Origin of the sequence: Marinococcus halophilus (assembly GCF_002265875.1) — a bacterium.
In the GTDB taxonomy this organism is placed as follows: Bacteria; Bacillota; Bacilli; order Bacillales; family Marinococcaceae; genus Marinococcus; species Marinococcus halophilus.
The window spans coordinates 164919-186216 of sequence record NZ_NPFA01000003.1; the positions used below are offsets into that span (position 1 = coordinate 164919).

The window sequence follows — 21298 nt, forward strand, 5'->3', positions numbered from 1 at the left end:
CTGTCAGTACCTGTTACGTCTTCAGTAATCCTGCTGATTGATTCTTAGTTTTATCCGTCTGCTGTACGGTTTCTAATGCTGATAAAAACAGTTGGAATTAATGCCAGTATACCATACCTGCAGCCCGCTGTTCATCCTCATAACTGAGAAATCATGATACAATTTCTATGTGAAGTGTTTACGAAAGGAGAAACTCCATGTCATCCAAACAACCTCTCGCCTTCCGGATGCGGCCTGCCTCCATCGAAGAGGTAGCTGGCCAGGATCATATTCTCGGGGAAGGAAAAATGATTGCCCGAATGGTGGAAACAAGAAAGCTTTCCTCTATGATTTTATATGGCCCGCCGGGTACAGGGAAAACTTCCATTGCCTCCGCTATCGCCGGAAGCACAGACATTGCCTTCAAAAAAATGAATGCCGTCATGAATAACAAAAAAGACATGGAGCTTGCTGTTCAGGAAGCTAAAATGTCCGACCAGCTGATTGTCATTATGGATGAAGTACACCGGCTCGATAAAACAAAACAGGATTTTTTGCTTCCCTACCTCGAAAGCGGCTTAATTATTATGATCGGCGCCACTACTGCTAACCCCTATCATGCGATTAATCCAGCTATACGAAGCCGGACGCATATATTTGAAGTGCTGCCTCTGTCCGTTCCCGAAATGAAGCAGTTGATCGAGCGCAGCCTCATTGACTCGCAGAATGGTATGGGAACGTACAAGACAGAAATCACTGAGGAAGCAAAAATGCACCTGGCAGAAGCAGGCGGAGGAGACGTACGCGCCGCTCTCAATGCGCTCGAGCTCGCCGTACTCAGCACCCAGCCCGATAGCAACGGAATCATCCATATTACTCAGGCAGTCGCCGAGGAATGCATTCAGCAGAAGCGGTTTACCCATGATAAAGACGGGGATCACCACTATGACGTCCTCTCCGCCTTCCAAAAATCCATTCGGGGCAGCGACCCTGATGGCGCCCTCCATTATTTGGCAAGGCTGATCGAAGCAGGGGATTTAACCAGTATCGGCCGCCGGCTGATTGTAACCGCCTATGAAGACATCGGTCTTGCCAATCCACAGGCCGGCCCGAGGGCCCTGGCTGCTGTCGAAGCCGCCGAACGGCTAGGTTTCCCAGAAGGGCGGATACCGCTTGCGGATGCCGTAGTGGAATTATGTCTTTCACCAAAATCAAACAGCGCTTATAAAGCCCTCGATGCTGCCCGCGAGGCGATGCTAAAAGCAGGCACGCCAGCCATTCCCCCTCATCTTCGGGATTCACATTACAAGGGCGCTGACGCTCTGGGACGTGGCAAAGGCTACGAATACCCTCACAATGATGAACGCGGCTGGGTGCCGCAGCAGTATCTCCCGGATAAATTAAAAAACGACCAGTATTATGAGCCGAAAGACAACAGCAAATTTGAGAAAGCCCTGGCTGACGTTTACCGCCAGATTAAGCCAGCAAGGAGGAAGCCATAAGCTGTTTTAATGCCGCCAGCGCTTTTACAACCCATTACTGCACTTAAAAAAGACGCCCCATCCGAGGCGTCTTTAATTTACATTCTGGCTGTCATTGTCCGTTGCTTCTCCGGCCAGCTGGGCCGGAAGCCTTAAATTAAAAGCTGTTCCGGCACCGGGAGCAGAATCCACCTCCAGCGTTCCTTTAAAATCTTCCACAAGTTGAAAGACTGTCATCATCCCAAGACCGGTCCCGTTTGATTTGGTTGTATAAAAAGGACTGCCGATTTTCTCCAGCTGTTCTTCACTCATGCCGCTGCCGGTATCTTTAATTTTCACCTCGAAATAAGGTTCTTTACCCCATTCCATAAAAGTCTCCACCCGCAGCACACCTCCATCCGGCATTGCTTCCAGGCCATTTTTAATCAGGTTGACAAACACTTGCGATAATTTCTTCCGGTCTCCGATTATTTCAGGAATATCATCAAAATTAGTATAAATAAACGTTTTGTTTTTTACCGCCTGCTGGCTGTACAGCTCCAGCAGCTCTTCAAGCAGGCTGTTTACCTGAATACTGTGTTCGTCGCCAGCGCGCGTTGGCCTGGCAAGGCCGAGCAAATCTTCGACGATGCTGTTCATGCGGTCAATTTCGCTTAGTACTAAATCATAATGCTGGATATCCTTTTCTTTATTTGCAGACTGGCGGAACAGCTGCACAAATCCTTTAATCGTCGTAAGCGGGTTTCTAATTTCATGAGCAAAGCCTGCTGACAGCTGGCCGACCATTTTTAGTTTTTCACTGCGGACAAGTTCATTTTCCATATCCTTCTTTTCTGTAATATCGTTAAATATGAGCACAATCCCCTCAGAGGATTCCCGGGCATCTACAGCTGGAAGAGGGGTCATATTTACTAAAAACGTCCGGTTTTTTCCACTGATCGGAACTACAATCTCTTTCATTTCAATCTGCATATCTTTCAGGTGATTCTCTTCTATTTTCTCCGCAAATTCCCGAAAATCTTCAGACTTCTGCATCACCTCGCGGACAGAAGAACCAAGGGCTTCTCTCCTGTCCAGCCCAAACAGCTTTTCGCACATCGCGTTAAATGTAGTAATATTCATGAAATCCCTGGAGACAGCTATTACTCCATTATCAGTCGTTTCCAGAATCATGGTAGACTGGCGGTGCCCCCGCTCCCTCTCTTCAAGCTGCTCTGACATGTGGTTAAATGTATTAGTCAGCACATCCACCTCTTCGTAAGCATTGGCCTGCAGCGGGAATACCTTTTTACCAATCGCAAAACGGCTTGTCGCTTCCGCGAGGCGTTCAACAGGATGTACGATGTATTTGGACAGCTTAAAAACGGCAAATACCGTAATAATTAAAACAATGCTGAATACAAACAGATAACTGTAGATAAGCTGCCGGAGGTTTGCATAAAATCCGCTTTTGGGCACCGTATAGCCGACATACCATTCGTTTGCCAGACTGCCTACATTCTCTACAGGAGTGATCACAGAGACATCGTTTCCATGCTCAATCAGCTGATCTTCCTGGCTGGTGCTCAGCTCTTTAATAGAATTCTCTTCCATGCCCTGCTCATCGAGGAAGCTTTCTTCAAGCACATAGCCCGAATTAGGATAGGCAATGTATTCCCCTTCGTTATTAACTACAAAGGCCTGACCGGAGAAACGCTCGTGTTCTCCCATTTTATTTAAACGCTGCCAGAGCACTTCCCATAGCGCATTTTCATTGATGGAAGGAGAGATTACAGCGGTCACGCTGCCTGCATCGTTTTCTACCGGAGCTGCCAAGGGAATAATCGGCTGCTTTAAGATTGGGTCTATAAACGCTTCTTCAAGCGTGGGGTTCCCTGCTCTCGCTTTTTGGTACCATATGCGGTCAGAAACATTTTTCCCTATTACTTCGTCCCGGGTGGAGGTAACAATATCCCCATTTGTGTCTATGTAAACAATACCCATATATAAATTTTCTGCTTCCACCATTTGTTCGAGCTCATTACGTATACCGGACGGCGAGGCACTTTCATCCTGCAAAACAGGATTCATCGTCATCATATCCAGATCATTCATTCGTTCCGACAAAACGCTCTCCATCGTTAACGATAAATTATTGGCCAGTGAAAATAAAGAACCCTCAAGCTGGGATTCCATCTCTGAACGCTGGGATTCGAACAACACCACTCCAAAAATTAACAGCGGAAGCGCTGTTATGATTAAAGTGATTACTAAAAGTTTAGAGCGGAGCTTCCTCAATGTATGTTCACCTGCGTTTCTCTTACTGCCGTGAAAGCCTGCCCGTCCCGGCGGGTTTATGTAAAAAACCTCCGGTGCACTATTCACGCGCCGGAGGATGCATAACAATTTAAGTAAAACAGGAAGAGTCCCAATGTGCCGTCAAACGAACTTGTTTTTGAACCTGCTCATGGCAGGTGGGTGCCTTGCTTGTTCGTTCATACTTCCTCAAATATTGAGGCTTGTACTCCAGAACAAGACGTCAGGCTCCCAATGTGAAAGTGTTGGCTCAAAACGATCAGTGCTTCACGAACACCTCAGGACTCTTCACATTGTTTGATTATATATTAGCACTTTCGTATAATTCGGTCAAGAACGTTACTATATCATTCCAAGGTGCCCCGCCGCATCTTAAAAGGAGCAGACAATGTCAGAAACACTTGCCCGGCTTAATGCAACGTATACGGAACAAGTAATTGAAAATTTCCAGAAAAAGCGGATTCCTGTGGAAGTCCCTCTTTGTTTAAAAGAAGACCATATCGCTTACGGCCAGGAGATTTCTTATCCTCTTAAAGAAGTGCTCGACGTTTCCTACCGATATGAACCCGGGAAAATAGGCTTTCTTTATGTTCATACGATACAGGGCATCCGCACTTTTCAGATTAATTCAGACCCCGGAGCTTTTGTCGAGCAGTTCCACCGCCTTGACCACCTATAGCTTTTAGTCGTCTTCGTCCTCTTCTTCAACTACATCAAGTTTGAGATGCAGCTCCTCGAGCTGTCGGCTGCTCACTTTTCCTGGTGCCTGGGTTAATGGATCAGTGGCGCTGGCCGTTTTCGGGAAGGCAATCGTATCTCTCAGGTTATTTCTGCCTGCAAGAATCATGACGATCCGGTCAAGGCCAAACGCTATGCCGCCGTGTGGTGGTGCACCGTAATCAAAGGCTTCCATAAGAAAATCGAACTGTTCTTTCGCTTCTTCCTTATTAAATCCAAGAGCCGTAAACATTCTTTCCTGCAGCTCTTTTTCATAAATGCGCTGCGATCCCCCGCCAATTTCGTATCCGTTCAAGACAAGGTCGTATGCCTCTGCCCGAATGTCTTCTGGTTTTGTCTCAAGCAGGTGGGCGTCGCCTTCCACCGGTCGTGTAAACGGATGGTGCATAGCTACATAGCGGTCTTCGTCCTTGTTGTATTCCATCAATGGAAACTCTGTGACCCACAGGAAATTAAACTTGCTGCGGTCGATCATATCCAGCTCTTTTCCAAATTTCAGGCGCAGAGCACCAAGGGAATCCCAGACCACCTGGTGGGTGTCTGCTCCAAAGAATAGAAGATCTTCTGCTTCCGCCCCCAGCGCTTCCCGAAGCGACGCTGTTTCCTCTTCGCTTAAAAACTTCGCGACTGGCCCTTTGAGCTCGTTTTCCTCTACCTTCAGCCAGGCAAGCCCTTTAGCCCCGTAAGCGGCCACAAACTCTGCCAGGTCATCAATTTCCTTCCGGGACATTTTATTGGCCACGCCTTTAACATTCAGCCCTTTAATAATGCCTCCCGAAGCCGCGGCATTTTTAAATACTTTAAAATCACTATCCTTTAAGATTTCAGTCAGCTCTACAAGCTCCATGCCAAACCTGGTTTCCGGCTTGTCAGAGCCGTAGCGGTTCATCGCTTCATAGTATGTCATACGCGGGAAGGGCGTTTCAATGTCTACTCCACGTGTTTCCTTTACCAATCCGGCCATCATTGTTTCCATCATCGAAAAGAGATCCTCTGTATCCAGAAAAGCTGTCTCAATATCCACCTGGGTAAACTCCGGCTGCCGGTCGGCCCGCAAATCCTCATCACGGAAACAGCGCACAATCTGGTAATAACGTTCAAAACCTGAAACCATTAACAGCTGTTTAAACAATTGAGGAGACTGTGGCAGAGCATAAAACTCCCCGGGGTGAACCCGGCTTGGCACCAGGTAGTCTCTTGCCCCTTCAGGCGTGCTTTTGGTAAGCATCGGTGTCTCCATGTCGAAAAAGTCATGATCATCCAGAAAACGGCGGATAAACTTTGTCGCCTGGTGACGGAGCTTGAACGTTTCCTGCATGTCCGGGCGGCGGAGATCAAGGTAGCGGTAGCGGAGCCGGACGTCTTCAGAAACGTTAGTGTCTGCTTCGATCTGAAACGGCAGCGGCTTCGAGGCATTCATAATCGAAAGCTCATCAACACGCACTTCTACCTTCCCAGTCGGAATTTTTTCATTGTACGTTTCCTCGTCACGTTGAACGACAATTCCTTCTACGTCGAGCACATATTCGTTGCGGACCCTTTCCGCTGCGTTCAGTGCTTCCTTGGACTGTTCAGGGGTCGCTACTATCTGCACAATTCCTGAGCGGTCCCTGAGATCAATAAAAACGACCTGTCCCAAATCCCGGCGGGTCTGGGCCCATCCCTTCAATCGTACTTTTTCGCCTATCAGCGCTTCTTGAATGTCTCCGCAATAATGCGTCCGTCCTATCATTGTGCCTTCCTCCTTGTGCGTTTCTGCATAGTAGTAATAAAAGCAGACAGCGGCACTTCTTCCTGCGCGCCGGTCTCCATATTTTTAATGTTGACTGCTTCTGCTTCTAGTTCATCGTCGCCGATTACTACAGTGAATGTACTGTTTGTACGGTCTGCCGCTTTAAACTGGGCTTTTGTTTTCCGGTCCATATAATCCTTATCAGCTTTGATTCCTGCTCTCCGAAGCTCATGTACCAGGGATACAGAACGTTTTTTAGCTTCCTCTCCCAGGGCAACAATGTAGCAGTCCAGATTTTTTTCTGCAGGGAGCTCTACATTCTGTGTGTCGAGTGCCATCAGCAGCCGTTCAATGCTAAGGGCAAAACCGATGCCCGGCGTATCCGGCCCGCCAATATCTCCGATCAGCCCGTTGTAGCGGCCTCCGCCCATTAGCGTTGTAATTGCTCCAAAACCTTCTCCCTCAATCATAATTTCGAAGGCTGTATGGGTGTAATAATCCAGTCCTCGTACAAGGTTCGCGTCCACCTCATAAGGAATGCCCATTTCATCAAGCATTGTTTTAACCTGGTCAAAATAGCTGCTTGATTCTTCATTCAAATGCTCAAGAATGGAAGGGGCGTCCACCATCAGTGGATGGTCTTTATCCTTTTTGCAGTCCAGGATCCGGAGTGGGTTAGTGTGCAGGCGCTCCTGGCAATCACTGCAGAATTCCCCGATCCGTGGTTCAAAATGAGATACCAGTGCTTCCCGGTGAGCCTTCCGGCTTTCTTTATCCCCAAGGCTGTTCACCACCAACTTTAGGCCCTTAAGGTTCATTTCTTCATAAAACTGCATCGCAAGACCGATAACTTCTGCATCAATCGCAGGATCCGCGCTTCCGATTGCTTCTACACCGAACTGTACAAACTGCCGCATCCTTCCGGACTGCGGGCGCTCGTAGCGGAACATCGGCCCGGTGTAATATAACTTCACCGGCTGTCCGGCCCAGCCATACATTTTGTTCTCCACGTAAGAACGAACGATTGAAGCTGTGTTTTCAGGACGGAGTGTCAGCTGTCTTCCGCCTTTATCTTCGAACGTATACATTTCTTTTTGTACTATGTCCGTAGAATCCCCGACACCCCTCGCAAACAGCTCAGTTTGTTCAAAAATTGGAGTTCTTATTTCACTGTAGTTGAACCGGCTGCAGATATCGTCGATTCTTTGTTCAATAAACTGCCATTTTTCCGAATCACCCGGCAGTATATCCTGGGTTCCTCTTGGAATTCGATAAGCCATGCTCTTTCCTCCCTTTATCTTTTCAGTCTTTCCACATAAAAAAACCGCCCCTCATGAATCATGAGGGACGGTTGATCCGCGTTGCCACCCTAATTGAAACGACACTCGTTTCCGCTTTATGCCTGTAACGAAGGCGCACGTTTATTCCTACCGGCTGCTCGGCAGCATTCGAAATAAAACCTACAAAGTGTCTTTCAACAGGGGAGAAAGAGAGGGGCTTCCAGCCTCAGGCCCTTCTTCTCTGGCAGTCTGCCGCGCTGTTTACTTTCTTTATCATCGGCTTTTGCTGTTCTTCTGTAAAACAATCTTACGAATCTTCCCGGGGATTGTCAACCATTTCCCTGGCTTTTCGGAGAATCCAGTATGAGCGTCACCGGGCCATCATTCGTAAGAGATATATCCATGTCCGCGCCAAACACGCCTGTTTCCACGTGCACATTCTGTTCTGCGAGAAGTTCGTTAAACCGACGGTAATACACTTTAGCCTGCTCCGGCGCGGCAGCTTCCATAAAATTGGGCCGGCGCCCTTTCTGCGTATTGCCGTACAGCGTAAACTGAGGAATGGATAGTACAAGGCCTCCCTCATCGAGTACAGAACGGTTCATTTTCCCCGCTTCGTCCTCAAACACGCGGAGATTACTCACCTTCTCTGCCATCCACTCAAGCTCCTTCTCTGTATCCTCGCCGTGGATGCCTACAAAAAGCACCAGGCCTGCAGATATTTCTCCAGTCACTTTTCCATCGACGCGGCACGCCGCCTCTTTGCTTCGCTGCAGTACTATCCTCACGTTGAACGACCCTTTCTCTCCCGCAAACGTTAATGCATCACCCGGCGTACAGAATAAATATCGGGGAGCCCCTTAATTTTATCCACGACCCGGCGCAAGTGATCGGTGTTGCTGATATTTACTGTTACGTGAATAATAGCCATTTTGTTTTTATCTGCTTTGCCGCTGACGGCGCTCATGTTAGTTTTCGTTTCCGTGACCGCCTGCAGAACAGCATTTAACAGCCCCCGCCGGTCATAGCCGGTCACTTCGATATCTACATTGTAGTTTTTCGATTTCTCTGCCGCGCCTTCCCATTCCACAGATAATAGACGCGGTTCCGAATCTTCATTTTTAATATTGGGGCAGTCGCTCCGGTGTACAGAGACGCCCCGGCCTTTCGTAATAAAGCCTACGATTTCATCGCCCGGCACCGGGTTACAGCATCGCGACAGGCGCACGAGAAGATTATCGACGCCTTTTACTCTTACTCCGGCGCCGGTTTTTCTCGTCGGCGTTGCCGGCTGTACGTCTTTGACGGCTTCAGCTACCGATTTTTGCTCGGCGGCCTGCTCCCGCTCTTGACGGGCCCGGTCGGTCAGCCTGGTGACAATTTGCTTTGGGCTGACACCATTATACCCTACTGCCGCAAACATGTCTTCGTCATTGGAAAAGCTGAATTTGTCGGCCGTTTCCTGCCGGTTTTCTTCGTTCAATATATCTTTGGGTTCATAGTTTTGAGCCCGCAGTTCGCGCTCCACCATTTCCCGGCCTTTTTGAATGTTTTCTTCGCGCCGTTCTTTTTTGAAAAACTGCTTAATTTTATTTTTGGCATGAGAGCTTTTGGTCAGCTTCAGCCAGTCCTGGCTTGGACCATAGGAATGCTTGGATGTAAGCATCTCTACAATATCGCCGGTCGTTAATTCGTGATCAAGCGGAACCATTTTTCCATTTACCTTTGCCCCGATTGACCGATTGCCGATTTCCGTATGAATCCGGTAGGCAAAGTCAATAGGGACCGAGCCCCTCGGCAGTTCAATGACGTCTCCCTTCGGCGTAAATACAAATACCATGTCGGAAAACAAATCAATCTTAAGCGACTCCATGAACTCCTGGGCGTCCGGTGTATCATCCTGCCATTCCAGAATTTCACGAAACCAGGTGAGCTTGTCTTCAAGCGACTTTTTGTTCTGGGCGTCTTTACCTTCTTTATACGCCCAGTGTGCTGCTACACCAAATTCAGCGATACGATGCATTTCCCTGGAGCGGATCTGCACCTCAAGAGGTTCGCCGTTCGGCCCGATGACGGTCGTGTGAAGAGACTGATACATATTTGCCTTCGGCATGGCAATATAGTCTTTGAACCGGCCCGGCATCGGCTTCCAACAGGTATGGATAATCCCAAGCACAGCATAGCAGTCTTTAATACTGTCAACGATAATACGTACAGCCAGCAGATCATAAATTTCATTAAACTGCTTTTTATCTTTCACCATTTTTCGGTAAATGCTGTAGATGTGCTTTGGCCGCCCATACATTTCGGCATTTATTCTTAAATCGTTTACGTTTTCCTGAATGTTATCAATTACCTGATCAATGTATTCTTCCCGTTCGGCGCGCTTTTGTTTCATTAAATTCACGATCCGGTAATACTGCTGGGGCTCGAGGTAGCGTAGAGCCGTATCCTCCAGCTCCCATTTTATGGTGGAAATACCTAGCCGATGAGCAAGTGGAGCAAAAATTTCCAGCGTTTCATTCGAAATGCGGCGCTGTTTTTCCGGTGGAAGGTGCTTCAGTGTCCGCATGTTATGCAGGCGGTCTGCAAGCTTAATAAGAATCACCCGGATATCTTTGGCCATTGCTACTACCATTTTACGGTGGTTTTCTGCCTGCTGCTGTTCCTTCGATTTGTATTTAATTTTTTTCAGCTTCGTGACGCCATCTACGAGCATGGCAACTTCACTGTTAAATTCCCGTTCGAGGTCTTCGACGGTCACTTCTGTATCTTCAACCACATCATGCATAAAAGCAGCCGCGATCGTATCAGGATCCAACTGCAGTTCTATTAAAATACCAGCTACCTGAATAGGGTGCAGGATATAAGGCTCGCCTGACTTCCGGTACTGTTCCTGATGGGCTTTTTCTGCATAATGATAAGCTTTATCCAAAAAAGCGACATTCGCTTCGGATAAATAAACGCCCGCTTTTTCCATTACTTCATCAATCGTCATGGAATCACCCTTACTCACCTTTCCACCTTATAATAAATACACGTTTCATGTACCGGACATAAATATCTGAATATGAAGAAATATAACGCTAATTGGCTCTATTTTCAAGCCTCAAGCTTTTTTCTGTGCCAAATCCTCTATGTATAATAATAACCCCCGAACCACTGATTGGCCGGGGGGCTTAAAACAGGATTATTATTAGTCAAAAGTTACTAACGAATAAATACTATAATCATTTAAATCTTTGTTATTTCTTGCATCCAAATAGGAGAGCTCAATGAAAAAAGCGAGGCCTGCTACGACTCCTCCCAGCTTTTCCACCAATTGCACAGTAGCTCTCACAGTGCCGCCAGTAGCAAGCAGATCATCAGTAATGAGCACCCGCTGGCCAGGCTTAATAGCGTCTGTATGAATCGACAGACTCGCTTCTCCGTATTCGAGACCGTAATCTTCCGTAATGGTTTCCCGCGGCAGTTTTCCTTCTTTGCGTATTGGAACAAATGCTTTCTCCATTGCATATGCCACTGGGCAGCCGACAACGAACCCCCGGGCTTCCGGTCCGACAATTACATCGACATCATGTTTTCCGGCAAACTCCACCATGTTGTCAATCGCCTCCCGGTATACAGGCCCGTTCTGCATCATGGTTGTAATATCTTTAAATCGAATGCCTTCTTCCGGAAAATCTTCGATCACTGTTATGTAATCTTTAAAGTCCATGGTTTACCTTCTTCCTTACATCTAATATAGTTTCGTCCTTCTCCGGCAGCCAGGAAAGAATCCGTTTTTTTAATTGCGAGAACGGAGTGAACATTAATTCCTGTTCAACATTTCTTGCCTCCATCTTTTCCTGGTAGGAAAGGGAATCGGTTAAATCCTTTTTCGCAGGCTTCTCTTCTGCCGAGACAACTGCATCTTTCATTCTAACAAAACCTAATTCAAAAAACACTTGGCTCATAAAAAACAGATCTTCTGTTTTCCACTGCTTGTGCTCTGCCAGCTGCCTTCCCTGATTGTTCAGATCAAATGAACCACGCTTTTTCAGAAAAGCATAATACCATTTGAACTGTTCTCTTGAAGGCATCGAATGAAAGTAGGCCTTTTCTCTGCCCAGTAAATAAACATAAATATTTGCTGCCTTAGGAAAGAAAGCAAGCGCCTGCTTAAGCTCATTGAGAGAAGCTGGCATGTCCGCTATCACTACAGTGACCGCGCTATGCGCTTCCCCTTCCGTATCAGCGCCGTTAAGAATAGCAGCTTCTCCTGCGGATTTTGCCAGAGTCTGCCTCTGCTCCTCTGTAAAAGCAATAACCGCCGTATCTTTATTATCCGGAAACGAAATCTTTTTTTCCTTTCTGCGGTCAAATACCTGAATCTGCTCCACCTTCGCATCTCTCAAAAATAATTGAGGTTTCCGAAAGCCGTTCCATTCATTGATACTCAGTTCCCCCACGACAGAAACCTCTTCGTTTTCTGCCAAACTTTCTGATAAATAGCCGAGATGAAACCCAACACAATCAAGTTTTTTCCCACCGGCTGCAAGCGCCATTTTTAAATGATTCTTCGAGGCTCCTATCGTTTTCACTGACTCGAGAAGCGTTTTTTCAATCCGGAAAACTGGCTTTGGATTACCAACGCCAAATGGCGCAAGACTCCGCAAATCTTCAACCGCATCAATTGTAATATCACTTACCGAAACGTGCACGTCAATATTCGTCGCCGGGACCAGCAGCTCACGACTCAGTGTTTCTTCTACCTGGGAGGCCATACGGGCTCTCAATGCGTTGATATTAGCCGGATCCAGAGACATCCCTGCAGCCATAGGGTGACCGCCGAATTTTTGGAGCAGGTCACGATTTTTAGAAAGCTCCTGAAACATATCGAAGCCTTCGATGCTTCTTGCCGACCCCTTGGCTTCCCCGGTTGCCGTGTCAATACTTATGACAATTACCGGGCGGTAATACCGTTCCACCAGGCGGCTCGCCACAATGCCAATCACTCCGGCATTCCATCCTTCTCCGGCTGCTATAATGAATGGATTTTCTTCTACCGGATAGTTTGATTCTACTTCCTCTACCGCTTCCTTAGTTATGCTTTCAACAAGCGATTTGCGTTCATTGTTCAAGTCATCGATCATTTCTGCCCACGACTCTGCCTCGTCGAGCGTACCTGCGGTCAGCAGATGAACAGCAGGGTCCGCTTCTTCCATGCGCCCTGCCGCGTTTAAACGCGGCCCCATCGCAAAGCCGACGTGGTCTTCTTCAAGCTGCTCCCCTTCAATACTGCATATTCGCTTTAACGCCTGAATACCGGGAAGTTTACTGTTTGTTAAAAGCTTCAGCCCATGCTGCACGAAAAGACGGTTTTCTTCCACGAGCGGCACAAGATCGCTGATGGTGCCAAGTGTGACAATATCGAGCCAGTGCACAGGCTCCTCGGGAAGAAGGGCATGGGCCAGTTTATAAGCGACGCCAACTCCGGCCAGTTCTTTAAACGGGTAGCCGCAGCCTGGCTTTTTCGGATTGATAATCGCGTATGCGGGCGGAAGCTCCGGCGGAGGTTCATGGTGGTCAGTAATAATAACATCCATGCCTAAATCGTTGGCAGTCTGGATTTCTTTAACAGCTGCAATACCTGTATCTACGGTGATGATGAGAGACGCCCCTTCATCGTGGGCAGATTGAAAAGCGGGAACGTTCGGCCCGTACCCTTCCGTAAACCGGTTCGGGATATACCAGCCAAACGAAGCTCCCAATTCGGATAACAGCCGGATCATGATTGTAGTACTGGATACTCCGTCTGCGTCATAGTCGCCAAAGACAAGAATTCGTTCTTTATTTTCCACCGCCTGCTGAATACGGCGGACAGCATTTTCCATTCCATCAAGCAAATACGGGTTATGTACAATAGACCAGTCATTCTGGATCATCTGCCGCACTTTCTCTGCTGATTCAAATCCTCTTGCAGCAAGCAGCCTGGCAGATAGAACACTTACATTCAGTTCCTTTTTGAGCTGTTCTGCAAGATGTTCGTCTACTTCGGGCTGGTGCCACCTTGTTCGTGACTGCAGCATAATTCTCTTCCTCTTTTCCTGCTTTAACGTTTCAAACGATCATTCTCTGCACTCACTATTGTACCGAAAATACTTACGGGATAAAAGCCATTTTATCTGCTCCATGACTTATTAAAAAAGCTTCTTCTCCCGTGCACGGGAAAAGAAGCAAAAAATTATTTCACTTACGATGAACGGCTGGATTTTCCTTTATTGTCATTTTCATGTGCCGTCCCGGCTGTTCTTGAACCGACAGAAGCACTATTGTCGTTCGTAGCTTTCCGCAGGCGCCGTACTTCTGCTTTCAGCTTATAAATACGGAACATACTAAGAAATCCTGCCACCATTGCCCCAAGTAATACAGAAACCAAAATCACAATGATCAGCGGCCATTCACCTGTTCCAAACAACAAATTCACTTCTACACTATTTACATTAATCACGGCAAAAACAGCGATAATAAGTGCTAGAATAAGTCCCATGATTAAACCTGTTTGTGCTTTCATTTTTTCACTCCTTTCACAATCTGTTTTCTCCTTTATTATACCCGTATAATTGCAACAATAACCATAAAAAGCCTCCCTTTCATAAGGGAAGCTTTCCTGTTAAGATTCTGGTTCTTCTGTCGGAGCCTTTTCCCGCTCACGTTTGATTTTTTTCCAGTTCCAGACCACCCACAGTTGGGCAGCCAGGAATATGGAGGAATACGTTCCGGCAACCAGGCCGATCAGGAGGGCCAGAGAAAACGAATGTATACCTTCACCGCCAAAGATAAACAGCGCTGCGGCTGCGAACACTACTGTTAAGACAGTATTGATGGAACGCACCAGCGTCTGGTTCAGGCTTACATCCACCACTTCTGCAAGATCTTCAAACGATTCGATTTCTTCTGTCGGCGGCATGTTCTCCCGGATCCGGTCAAACGTTACAATCGTATCGTTAATGGAATACCCTACGATCGTGAGTACTGCTGCAATAAACGGCACATTCACTTCCACCTGGAGCAGGCTGAAAAAGCCAATGATGAAGAACGCATCGTGAAGCAAAGCAGCGATCGAAGCGATGCCGTATAATAACTGAAACCGGATAGTAATATAGATCACCAGACCGAGCGAAGCAATCAGCACAGATATGAACGCATTCTGCGCAAGCTCCTGGCCTACTTGGGGGGAGACGGTGCTTGTATTTGGAATGCTTCCGTATTCATCTTCAAAATACGTCTGCAGTGCTGCAATCTCTTCCTGGGAAAGCTCCCCGATAAAACGGGCGGAAGCAATTGTATTATTTTCTCCGCCAAGGGTGATATCGTCCGGTTCCAAATTTGCTTCCACCGCTTCAAAATCCGAGCGCACCTGTTCTTCGGTTAACGGCTCCTGTGCTGAAATTTCTACTCTGGACCCGCTTTGAAAGTCGATACCCAGATTCAATCCGATTGTAGATAACAAAATACCCCCGGCAAGAATATATGCAAGTGTAATCAGAAAAAAGACGTTCCGGAATTTGACAAAAGGAATCACCCGTTTTAAGACCTTTTTGCTGTTATTAAGGTTCATGGATGTCACGCTCCTTTACGCCAAACACTTTCGGTTTTTTATTAAAAATCCGGCTGTTCACCCACAGGCCGAGCAGCAGCCTCGTACCGAGCACCGCCGTAATAAAGCTTACCAGAATGCTCACAATCAGCATTAGGGCAAAGCCCTGCACCGAGCTTGTGCCGAAGTAGAAAAGCACACCGGCGGCAATCAGAGTGGTGACGTTTGCGTCGATAATCGTACCAAGAGACCGCCTGGCTCCTGAACGATATGCAGATAAGATAGACCTGCCGTACTTGATTTCTTCTTTAATCCGTTCATATGTGATAATGTTCGCGTCTACAGCCATACCGACCCCGAGAACAAGAGCCGCTATACCCGGAAGCGTCAGCACGCCCTGGATAAAGTTAAATGCGGCCAGAACGAAATAAATGTAGGTGGTGAGTGTTAACACAGCGATAAAGCCGGTGAAACGATAATACACGAGCATGAATAAGAAAATAAGCCCAACGCCGATGAACGTCGCAAAAATGGTTTTATCCATCGCCTGTTCACCCAAGGAAGCACCCACCGAGTTCGAATATACTTCTTCGAGGTTTACAGGAAGCGAGCCTGAATTCAAAATGTCCGCAAGATTTTCTGCCTCTTCTACGCTAAAGTCCCCTTCAATCTGAATATCCTGGGTATACAGCGGTTCATTTACTGCGGGGGCAGAAATAAATTTTGGATCTTCCTTCGTTGCTTCTTCTTCGTAGGAATCTCCCTCTTCATAATCAAGCCAGATCACCAGCCTATTATTTGGAGGGGAATACTCGTTAATGATATTTTCTGTTACTTCGCCAAACTGATCCCCATCTTTTAAAGAAACGGTGACAATAGGGTTATTTGCGTCGCCGAAGTTTACCGAAGCACTGTTTTCCCGAATATCATTTCCGGACAGCCGCTCGTTATCGTCCACGTCCCTAATGCTCAGGTCGGCTTCTGTGGAAAGCAGCTCCCGTGCAGCCTGCTGGTCTTCGACCCCTGCGAGCTGAACGCGTATACGGTTATCCCCTTCAATAGTTATATTCGGCTCAGATACACCTAAAATGTTCACCCGCTGCGTCAACGCAGCAACCGTATTCTGAAGAGTTTCATCTGTGATTTCCTGTCCTTCTTCCTGCGGCTCCACTTCATAGAGCACTTCAAATCCACCTTGAAGATCAAGTCCGAGTTCAATACCGTTCACAATTTTTTCCGTGGTCGGTATCATTAACGCCGCCAGCGCAAAAATAATTAAAAAGAAATAAACTATCCGCGATTTCTTTACCATTACAGGTTCATCCTTCCGTGCTTCAATCCGCCGTTGTCGTGACGCCGCTGCTCCCATAAATAAACCAGCACGGAGTTTTCCGTCTGGTTCCAGGTCCCTGTATACGCCGCTCTAAGCTTTTCAAACAAGAGCAATTATACGTATGCGCAGAATTAAATGTCAATCGACCTTTTCTGCTACATTTCCACTGACCTGCGCCAGTATATCCTCCAAAGCGTCATCATAGTTTTTCTTTTCCTCTATTCGTTTATATGACTCAATGGTTTTCTGTTGCATGTAGTCGTGCGCTTTCATGTGGAGGATTGTTTGCACAATTGTATGCAACGCCGGCGCATCCTGGTGCTTCTTCATTTGGCGTATGCTCATTTCCCAGATTTCATTGATATGTATGTTCTTATAGCCGAGGCTTTCAAATTCCTTCACTTTGCTTTCAAGGGCAGGATAAACAACTGGTTTCCATTCTTCCCATTCTTTTTCCATAGAGCACCTCCTGCTTTTCATTATACTGAACCATGAAGATGTGGCAAACAAACTTTTCTCACAGGATGAAAAAATTCCCGTTTACTCACAAACGGGAATTACATTCTATACCAACTATTCATTTACTGTTTCGCGGACCGCGTTCCGGTCAAACGTTAATTTCATGCTGCCGTCTACGTCCACGATGATTTTGTTTTCATCAATAGCATCAATGGTGCCGTGTATACCGCCAATAGTAACGATATGGTCACCCTTCTGCAGATTTGCATGCATTTCCTTGATCCGTTTCTGCTGCTTTTGCTGCGGACGAATTAAAAGGAAATAGAATATGAGAAACATCAAAACCAATACAATAATTGTACTCACTGTTTCACCCCTTGTCCCATTAGCTTCCCCGATCTAGAAATTTTTAGCATCCGGACGGTTAAAGCCGTATTGTTCAAAAAAAGTTTCTCTGAAGTCGAGCAGACGATCTTGCTGGATAGCCTCGCGTACTTGCTGCATTAAGGACAGTAAGAAATACAGGTTATGGTACGAAGTAAGCCGGACGCCAAACGTTTCTTCACTTTTGATCAGATGACGGATGTAGGCCCTCGAGTAGTTGCGGCACGTATAGCAGCTGCATGCCTCATCTATTGGGCGGAAATCCCTGGCATTTGAAGCGTTCCTTACGACCAATCTGCCTTTGCTTGTCATACACGTTCCGTTTCGACCGATTCTGGTTGGAAGAACGCAATCAAACATATCTATCCCGCGGATAGATCCGTCAATTAACGCATCTGCCGACCCGACTCCCATCAAATAGCGTGGTTTGTTTTGAGGGAGAAGCGGGGCCGTATATTCCAACACTCGGTTCATCGTTTCTTTCGGCTCTCCAACAGATAATCCGCCTATAGCGTAACCCGGAAAGTCCATTGAAATCAACTCTTTTGCGGATTTTTCACGCAAATGCTGGTAATCTCCGCCCTGTACGATGCCAAACAGCGCCTGATCTTTTGGACGCGTGTGCGCTTCAAGGCACCGTTCGGCCCATCTGGTTGTACGTTCAACAGATGCTTTCATGTATTCTTCCTCGGCCGGGTAAGGCGGACATTCGTCAAAAGCCATCATCACGTCGGCTCCAAGAGAGTTTTGAATCTGCATCGCTTTTTCGGGGGAAAGAAATAATTTCGCGCCGGAGATATGGTTTCGGAAATGGACCCCTTCTTCTTTAATATCCCGCAGTTTGCTCAGGCTGAAGACCTGAAACCCTCCGGAATCGGTGAGAATTGGTTTGTTCCAGTTCATGAATTTATGCAGGCCCCCGGCTTCCTCCACAATATCTTCGCCGGGCCGTATCCATAAATGATACGTGTTACTCAAAATCATTCCTGCACCCATCGATTCCAGTTCTTCCGGGCTCAATGTTTTTACAGTGGCCAGCGTCCCAACCGGCATAAAAGCAGGAGTGTCAAATGACCCGTGCGGTGTGTGTACTTTACCGAGCCGCGCTCCTGACTGCCGGCATGTCTTAATGTGTTCATATGTTACTGCGGTCATTCGTTATTTCCTCCCGAGTGTATAAGCATTGCATCCCCAAAACTAAAAAAACGGTACCTCTCGCGTATGGCTTCTTCGTAGGCCCGGAAAAGAAATTCCTTTCCGGCCAGAGCGCTCACAAGCATTACTAGTGTAGACTTTGGCAGATGGAAATTTGTCAAAAGAGCGTCGATTCCCCGGAACGTGTAGCCTGGATAAATGAAAATATCCGTCCAGCCCCTTGCTTCCATAAATTCATTTTCCTGTTTGCCTGCCACGGTTTCGAGCGTACGCGCTGACGTCGTCCCCACTGCAATTATACGTTTGCCCGCCGATTTCGTTTCATTTAAAATTTCGGCAGTTTCCTGCGGAAGATGATAAAATTCCGCGTGCATATCATGCTCCTCTACCGTTTCAGCAGATACCGGGCGAAACGTTCCGAGGCCGACATGCAGCGTCAAATGCGCCGTTTGCACCCCTTTTGCTTTTAAGCGTTCAAGCAGCTCGGTCGTAAAGTGAAGCCCTGCCGTAGGAGCCGCAGCGGAGCCGTAATGCTCGGCATATACGGTCTGGTACCGGTCCTGGTCTTCGATTTTTTCTTTAATATAAGGAGGCAGCGGCATTTCACCGAGCTCCTGAAGAATTTCAAGAAAAATACCGTCATACGTGAACACCATCTCGCGGCCCCCATGCTCGAGCACCTTCGTGCATTCTGCGGTCAAACGGCCATCCCCGAAAGTGACTACGGTTCCCGGCTTAACTCTTTTCGCCGGTTTTACAAGCGTCTCCCAAGTGTCACCTTCCTGCTGCAGAAGCAGCACTTCAATTCCGGCACCGGTTTCCTTTTTTTCTCCTATCAGCCTTGCCGGCCACACTTTCGTGTTGTTGAGCACTAAACAGTCGCCGGCTTCAAGATGATCTTCAATTTGATGAAAACGTTCATGGGCAATCGTCCGCGCACCCGTATTCATTACAAGCAGCCGGGACTGATCCCGTTCCTTCAGCGGCTGCTGCGCAATCAGTTCCTCCGGCAGTTCAAAATCAAATTCATTTATATTCATGGCTAACCCTTCCTATTCGTTCAATCACGTAAAACCAAAAGCTATTATATAAGAATTTACTGATTTATGCACGAAAGAAATCCAGCACCTCAAAGTGCTGGCTTCTTAAACATGGCTCATTCATTTTCGCCCTGATATGGATAACCGAAATGCTCGTAAGCAAGCGGAGCTGCTTTTCTTCCACGCGGTGTCCGCTGCAAAAATCCGATCTGCATCAAGTACGGCTCATACACATCTTCAAGCGTATGGGCCTCCTCTCCGATTTTTGCTGCTATTGCTTCCACTCCGGCCGGTCCCCCTCTGAAGGTTTCAATTAAACCGAGCAGGTATTTATGATCAATATGGTCAAGGCCGAGTTTATCCACCTGCAGGCGTTCAAGCGCATGATTTGCCAGCTCCATCGTAATGCTTCCATCCCCCTGCACCTGGGCAAAATCCCGCACCCGGCGCAGCAGCCGATTCACCACCCGGGGAGTCCCCCGTGATCTTCTGGCAAGCTCATACGCTGCGCCTTTATCAATATCAAGCTGGAATAAATCTCCCGAGCGCCGGACAATTTCAGCCAGATCCTCTTCCACGTAGTATTCCAGGCGCGCATGCACCCCGAACCGGTCCCTGAGCGGCGCGGACAGCAGGCCAGCTCTTGTAGTGGCGCCGATCAGCGTGAAGGGAGGAAGGTCAAGCCGCACGGAACGTGCCGTGCTGTCCTTGCCGATTACAATATCAATACAAAAATCCTCCATCGCCGGATAGAGCACTTCCTCCACCGCCCGGGGGAGGCGGTGGATCTCATCAATAAAAAGAACGTCGCCAGGCTCAAGAGCCGTCATGACCGCTGCCAGGTCCCCTGGGCGTTCAATGGCGGGGCCGCTGGTTGTCCGTATATTCACATCCATTTCGTTTGCAATAATCATAGCAAGCGTTGTTTTCCCCAGTCCTGGCGGGCCATAAAGCAGCGTATGATCAAGCGGTTCTTCCCGGAGCTTTGCGGCTTCAATAAACACCTCCAAGTTTTCTTTTACCTTCCGCTGGCCGATATACTCACGCAACCTATCCGGCCGGATGCTTTGTTCCACTAAATCTTCTCCCGATTCTGCTTCCTGAGAAACAATTCTATCTTCCAAGAATTTTTCCTCCTCCGTTTTCTGCTAAGTAAGCATCCATTGCAGTGCTTTTCTCACATATTCATCTGCACTCAGCTCTTCTTTTTCCAAGTGAGGGCGCACTTTTTTGATTTCTTTTTCTCCATAGCCAAGAGCCGCCAGGGCTTCAAGTGCTTCTTCAAGGTCTCCGCCAGGCTGCTGCTCATCAAGCAGAGAGACCGGCGCTCCCGCTATGGTTACTGCATCATACACGCCGGTAAGTTTTCCTTTCAGGTCAATAATCATCTGTTTTGCTGTTTTTTTCCCGACACCGGGAAACTTGGTCAAAAACGTTTCATCTTCGTTTTCGATGGCTCCTACAACCTGCCCCGGGTCTCCGGATGCAAGGATCGCCTGAGCGCCCTTTGGCCCTATCCCTGATACCTGCAGGAGCTGTTCAAACAACTCGCGCTCTTTTCGCGACCGAAAGCCGTACAGGCGGTTCACGTCTTCTTTTACATACTGATATGTATATACTACTGTCTCTTCCTCCGGCTGCTGGCCGTTAAATACGAAAGGATTGGAGCAATAGATTAAATAGCCGATCCCATTATTTTCAATCGTAATGGTGTCTCCTTTTATATGATCTACACGTCCCTTTACGAATTCGATCACTACGGTCCTCTCCTTGCCTTATTGAAATGCGAACATGTTTTCCTATATCATAGCAAAAATATTGCTGATTGAAAAATAACTAT

The 21298-nt window shown here is 47.4% G+C and carries 18 protein-coding genes, 1 other RNA gene and 1 other annotated feature; of the genes, 2 read left to right on the top strand and 17 right to left on the bottom strand.

Annotated elements, in window-relative coordinates; genetic code table 11:
• Positions 1–197 precede the first annotated feature (197 nt).
• Positions 198–1481 carry a replication-associated recombination protein A gene (locus tag CHL76_RS04785; RefSeq protein WP_079476900.1) on the top strand — a complete coding sequence of 428 codons (1284 nt, stop codon included), beginning with the start codon at positions 198–200 and terminating at the stop codon, positions 1479–1481.
• Positions 1482–1553: 72 nt separating this feature from the next.
• Here the strand turns inward: CHL76_RS04785 and CHL76_RS16815 are convergent, their stop codons facing one another.
• Entirely contained in the window at positions 1554–3737 is a 2184-nt protein-coding gene (locus tag CHL76_RS16815) for an ATP-binding protein (protein WP_143747438.1), read from the bottom strand.
• 123 nt (positions 3738–3860) lie between these two features.
• Positions 3861–4043: non-coding RNA, 6S RNA (gene ssrS / locus CHL76_RS04805), on the bottom strand.
• A gap of 100 nt (positions 4044–4143) precedes the next feature.
• Between ssrS and CHL76_RS04810 the strand changes: the two genes are divergently transcribed.
• The gene (locus CHL76_RS04810; protein ID WP_079476902.1) at positions 4144–4434 is read left to right on the top strand and encodes a hypothetical protein; all 291 of its coding nucleotides are present in this window, start codon (positions 4144–4146) and stop codon (positions 4432–4434) included.
• A 3-nt stretch (positions 4435–4437) separates the two neighbouring features.
• Here the strand turns inward: CHL76_RS04810 and aspS are convergent, their stop codons facing one another.
• The 15 genes from aspS to ruvA all read right to left on the bottom strand — a co-directional run bounded on the left by aspS (position 4438) and on the right by ruvA (position 21215).
• On the bottom strand, positions 4438–6225 hold the full coding sequence (gene aspS, locus CHL76_RS04815; RefSeq protein WP_094907994.1) for an aspartate--tRNA ligase: 1788 nt from the start codon (positions 6223–6225) through the stop codon (positions 4438–4440).
• Entirely contained in the window at positions 6222–7505 is a 1284-nt protein-coding gene (gene hisS / locus CHL76_RS04820) for a histidine--tRNA ligase (RefSeq protein WP_094907995.1), read from the bottom strand. Before hisS ends, aspS begins: the two co-directional genes overlap by 4 nt.
• A gap of 60 nt (positions 7506–7565) precedes the next feature.
• Positions 7566–7791 (bottom strand) — a binding site (T-box leader).
• A 43-nt stretch (positions 7792–7834) separates the two neighbouring features.
• Entirely contained in the window at positions 7835–8293 is a 459-nt protein-coding gene (gene dtd / locus CHL76_RS04825; RefSeq protein ID WP_094907996.1) for a D-aminoacyl-tRNA deacylase, read from the bottom strand.
• 29 nt (positions 8294–8322) lie between these two features.
• Positions 8323–10503 (bottom strand): RelA/SpoT family protein, encoded by a 2181-nt coding sequence (locus CHL76_RS04830; protein WP_079476906.1) that lies wholly within the window; start codon positions 10501–10503, stop codon positions 8323–8325.
• Between the two features lie 198 nt (positions 10504–10701).
• Positions 10702–11223: an adenine phosphoribosyltransferase gene (locus CHL76_RS04835; RefSeq protein WP_079476907.1), complete on the bottom strand. Its 522-nt coding sequence runs from the start codon at positions 11221–11223 to the stop codon at positions 10702–10704.
• Complete coding sequence (gene recJ / locus CHL76_RS04840; protein WP_094907997.1) at positions 11213–13576, bottom strand: single-stranded-DNA-specific exonuclease RecJ; 2364 nt, start codon at positions 13574–13576, stop codon at positions 11213–11215. The genes CHL76_RS04835 and recJ overlap by 11 nt, the downstream gene beginning before the upstream one ends.
• 164 nt (positions 13577–13740) lie before the next feature.
• Entirely contained in the window at positions 13741–14061 is a 321-nt protein-coding gene (locus tag CHL76_RS04845) for a LapA family protein (protein WP_094907998.1), read from the bottom strand.
• A 99-nt stretch (positions 14062–14160) separates the two neighbouring features.
• Positions 14161–15108: a protein translocase subunit SecF gene (secF, locus tag CHL76_RS17170; RefSeq protein WP_186807343.1), complete on the bottom strand. Its 948-nt coding sequence runs from the start codon at positions 15106–15108 to the stop codon at positions 14161–14163.
• Entirely contained in the window at positions 15098–16399 is a 1302-nt protein-coding gene (gene secD / locus CHL76_RS17175) for a protein translocase subunit SecD (RefSeq protein WP_179124140.1), read from the bottom strand. Before secD ends, secF begins: the two co-directional genes overlap by 11 nt.
• Positions 16400–16558: 159 nt before the next feature.
• Positions 16559–16879, bottom strand: a complete 321-nt coding sequence (locus CHL76_RS04855; protein ID WP_158219070.1) for a post-transcriptional regulator — start codon at positions 16877–16879, stop codon at positions 16559–16561.
• Positions 16880–16993: 114 nt separating this feature from the next.
• Positions 16994–17245, bottom strand: a complete 252-nt coding sequence (yajC, locus tag CHL76_RS04860) for a preprotein translocase subunit YajC (RefSeq protein WP_261763944.1) — start codon at positions 17243–17245, stop codon at positions 16994–16996.
• 33 nt (positions 17246–17278) lie between these two features.
• On the bottom strand, positions 17279–18418 hold the full coding sequence (tgt, locus tag CHL76_RS04865; RefSeq protein WP_079476911.1) for a tRNA guanosine(34) transglycosylase Tgt: 1140 nt from the start codon (positions 18416–18418) through the stop codon (positions 17279–17281).
• Positions 18415–19458 carry a tRNA preQ1(34) S-adenosylmethionine ribosyltransferase-isomerase QueA gene (queA, locus tag CHL76_RS04870; RefSeq protein WP_079476912.1) on the bottom strand — a complete coding sequence of 348 codons (1044 nt, stop codon included), beginning with the start codon at positions 19456–19458 and terminating at the stop codon, positions 18415–18417. Before queA ends, tgt begins: the two co-directional genes overlap by 4 nt.
• Before the next feature lie 116 nt (positions 19459–19574).
• On the bottom strand, positions 19575–20582 hold the full coding sequence (ruvB, locus tag CHL76_RS04875) for a Holliday junction branch migration DNA helicase RuvB (protein WP_079476913.1): 1008 nt from the start codon (positions 20580–20582) through the stop codon (positions 19575–19577).
• Between the two features lie 24 nt (positions 20583–20606).
• A complete protein-coding gene (gene ruvA, locus CHL76_RS04880) occupies positions 20607–21215 on the bottom strand; it encodes a Holliday junction branch migration protein RuvA (protein WP_079476914.1) in 609 nt (202 codons plus the stop codon).
• Between the last annotated feature and the right edge of the window lie 83 nt (positions 21216–21298).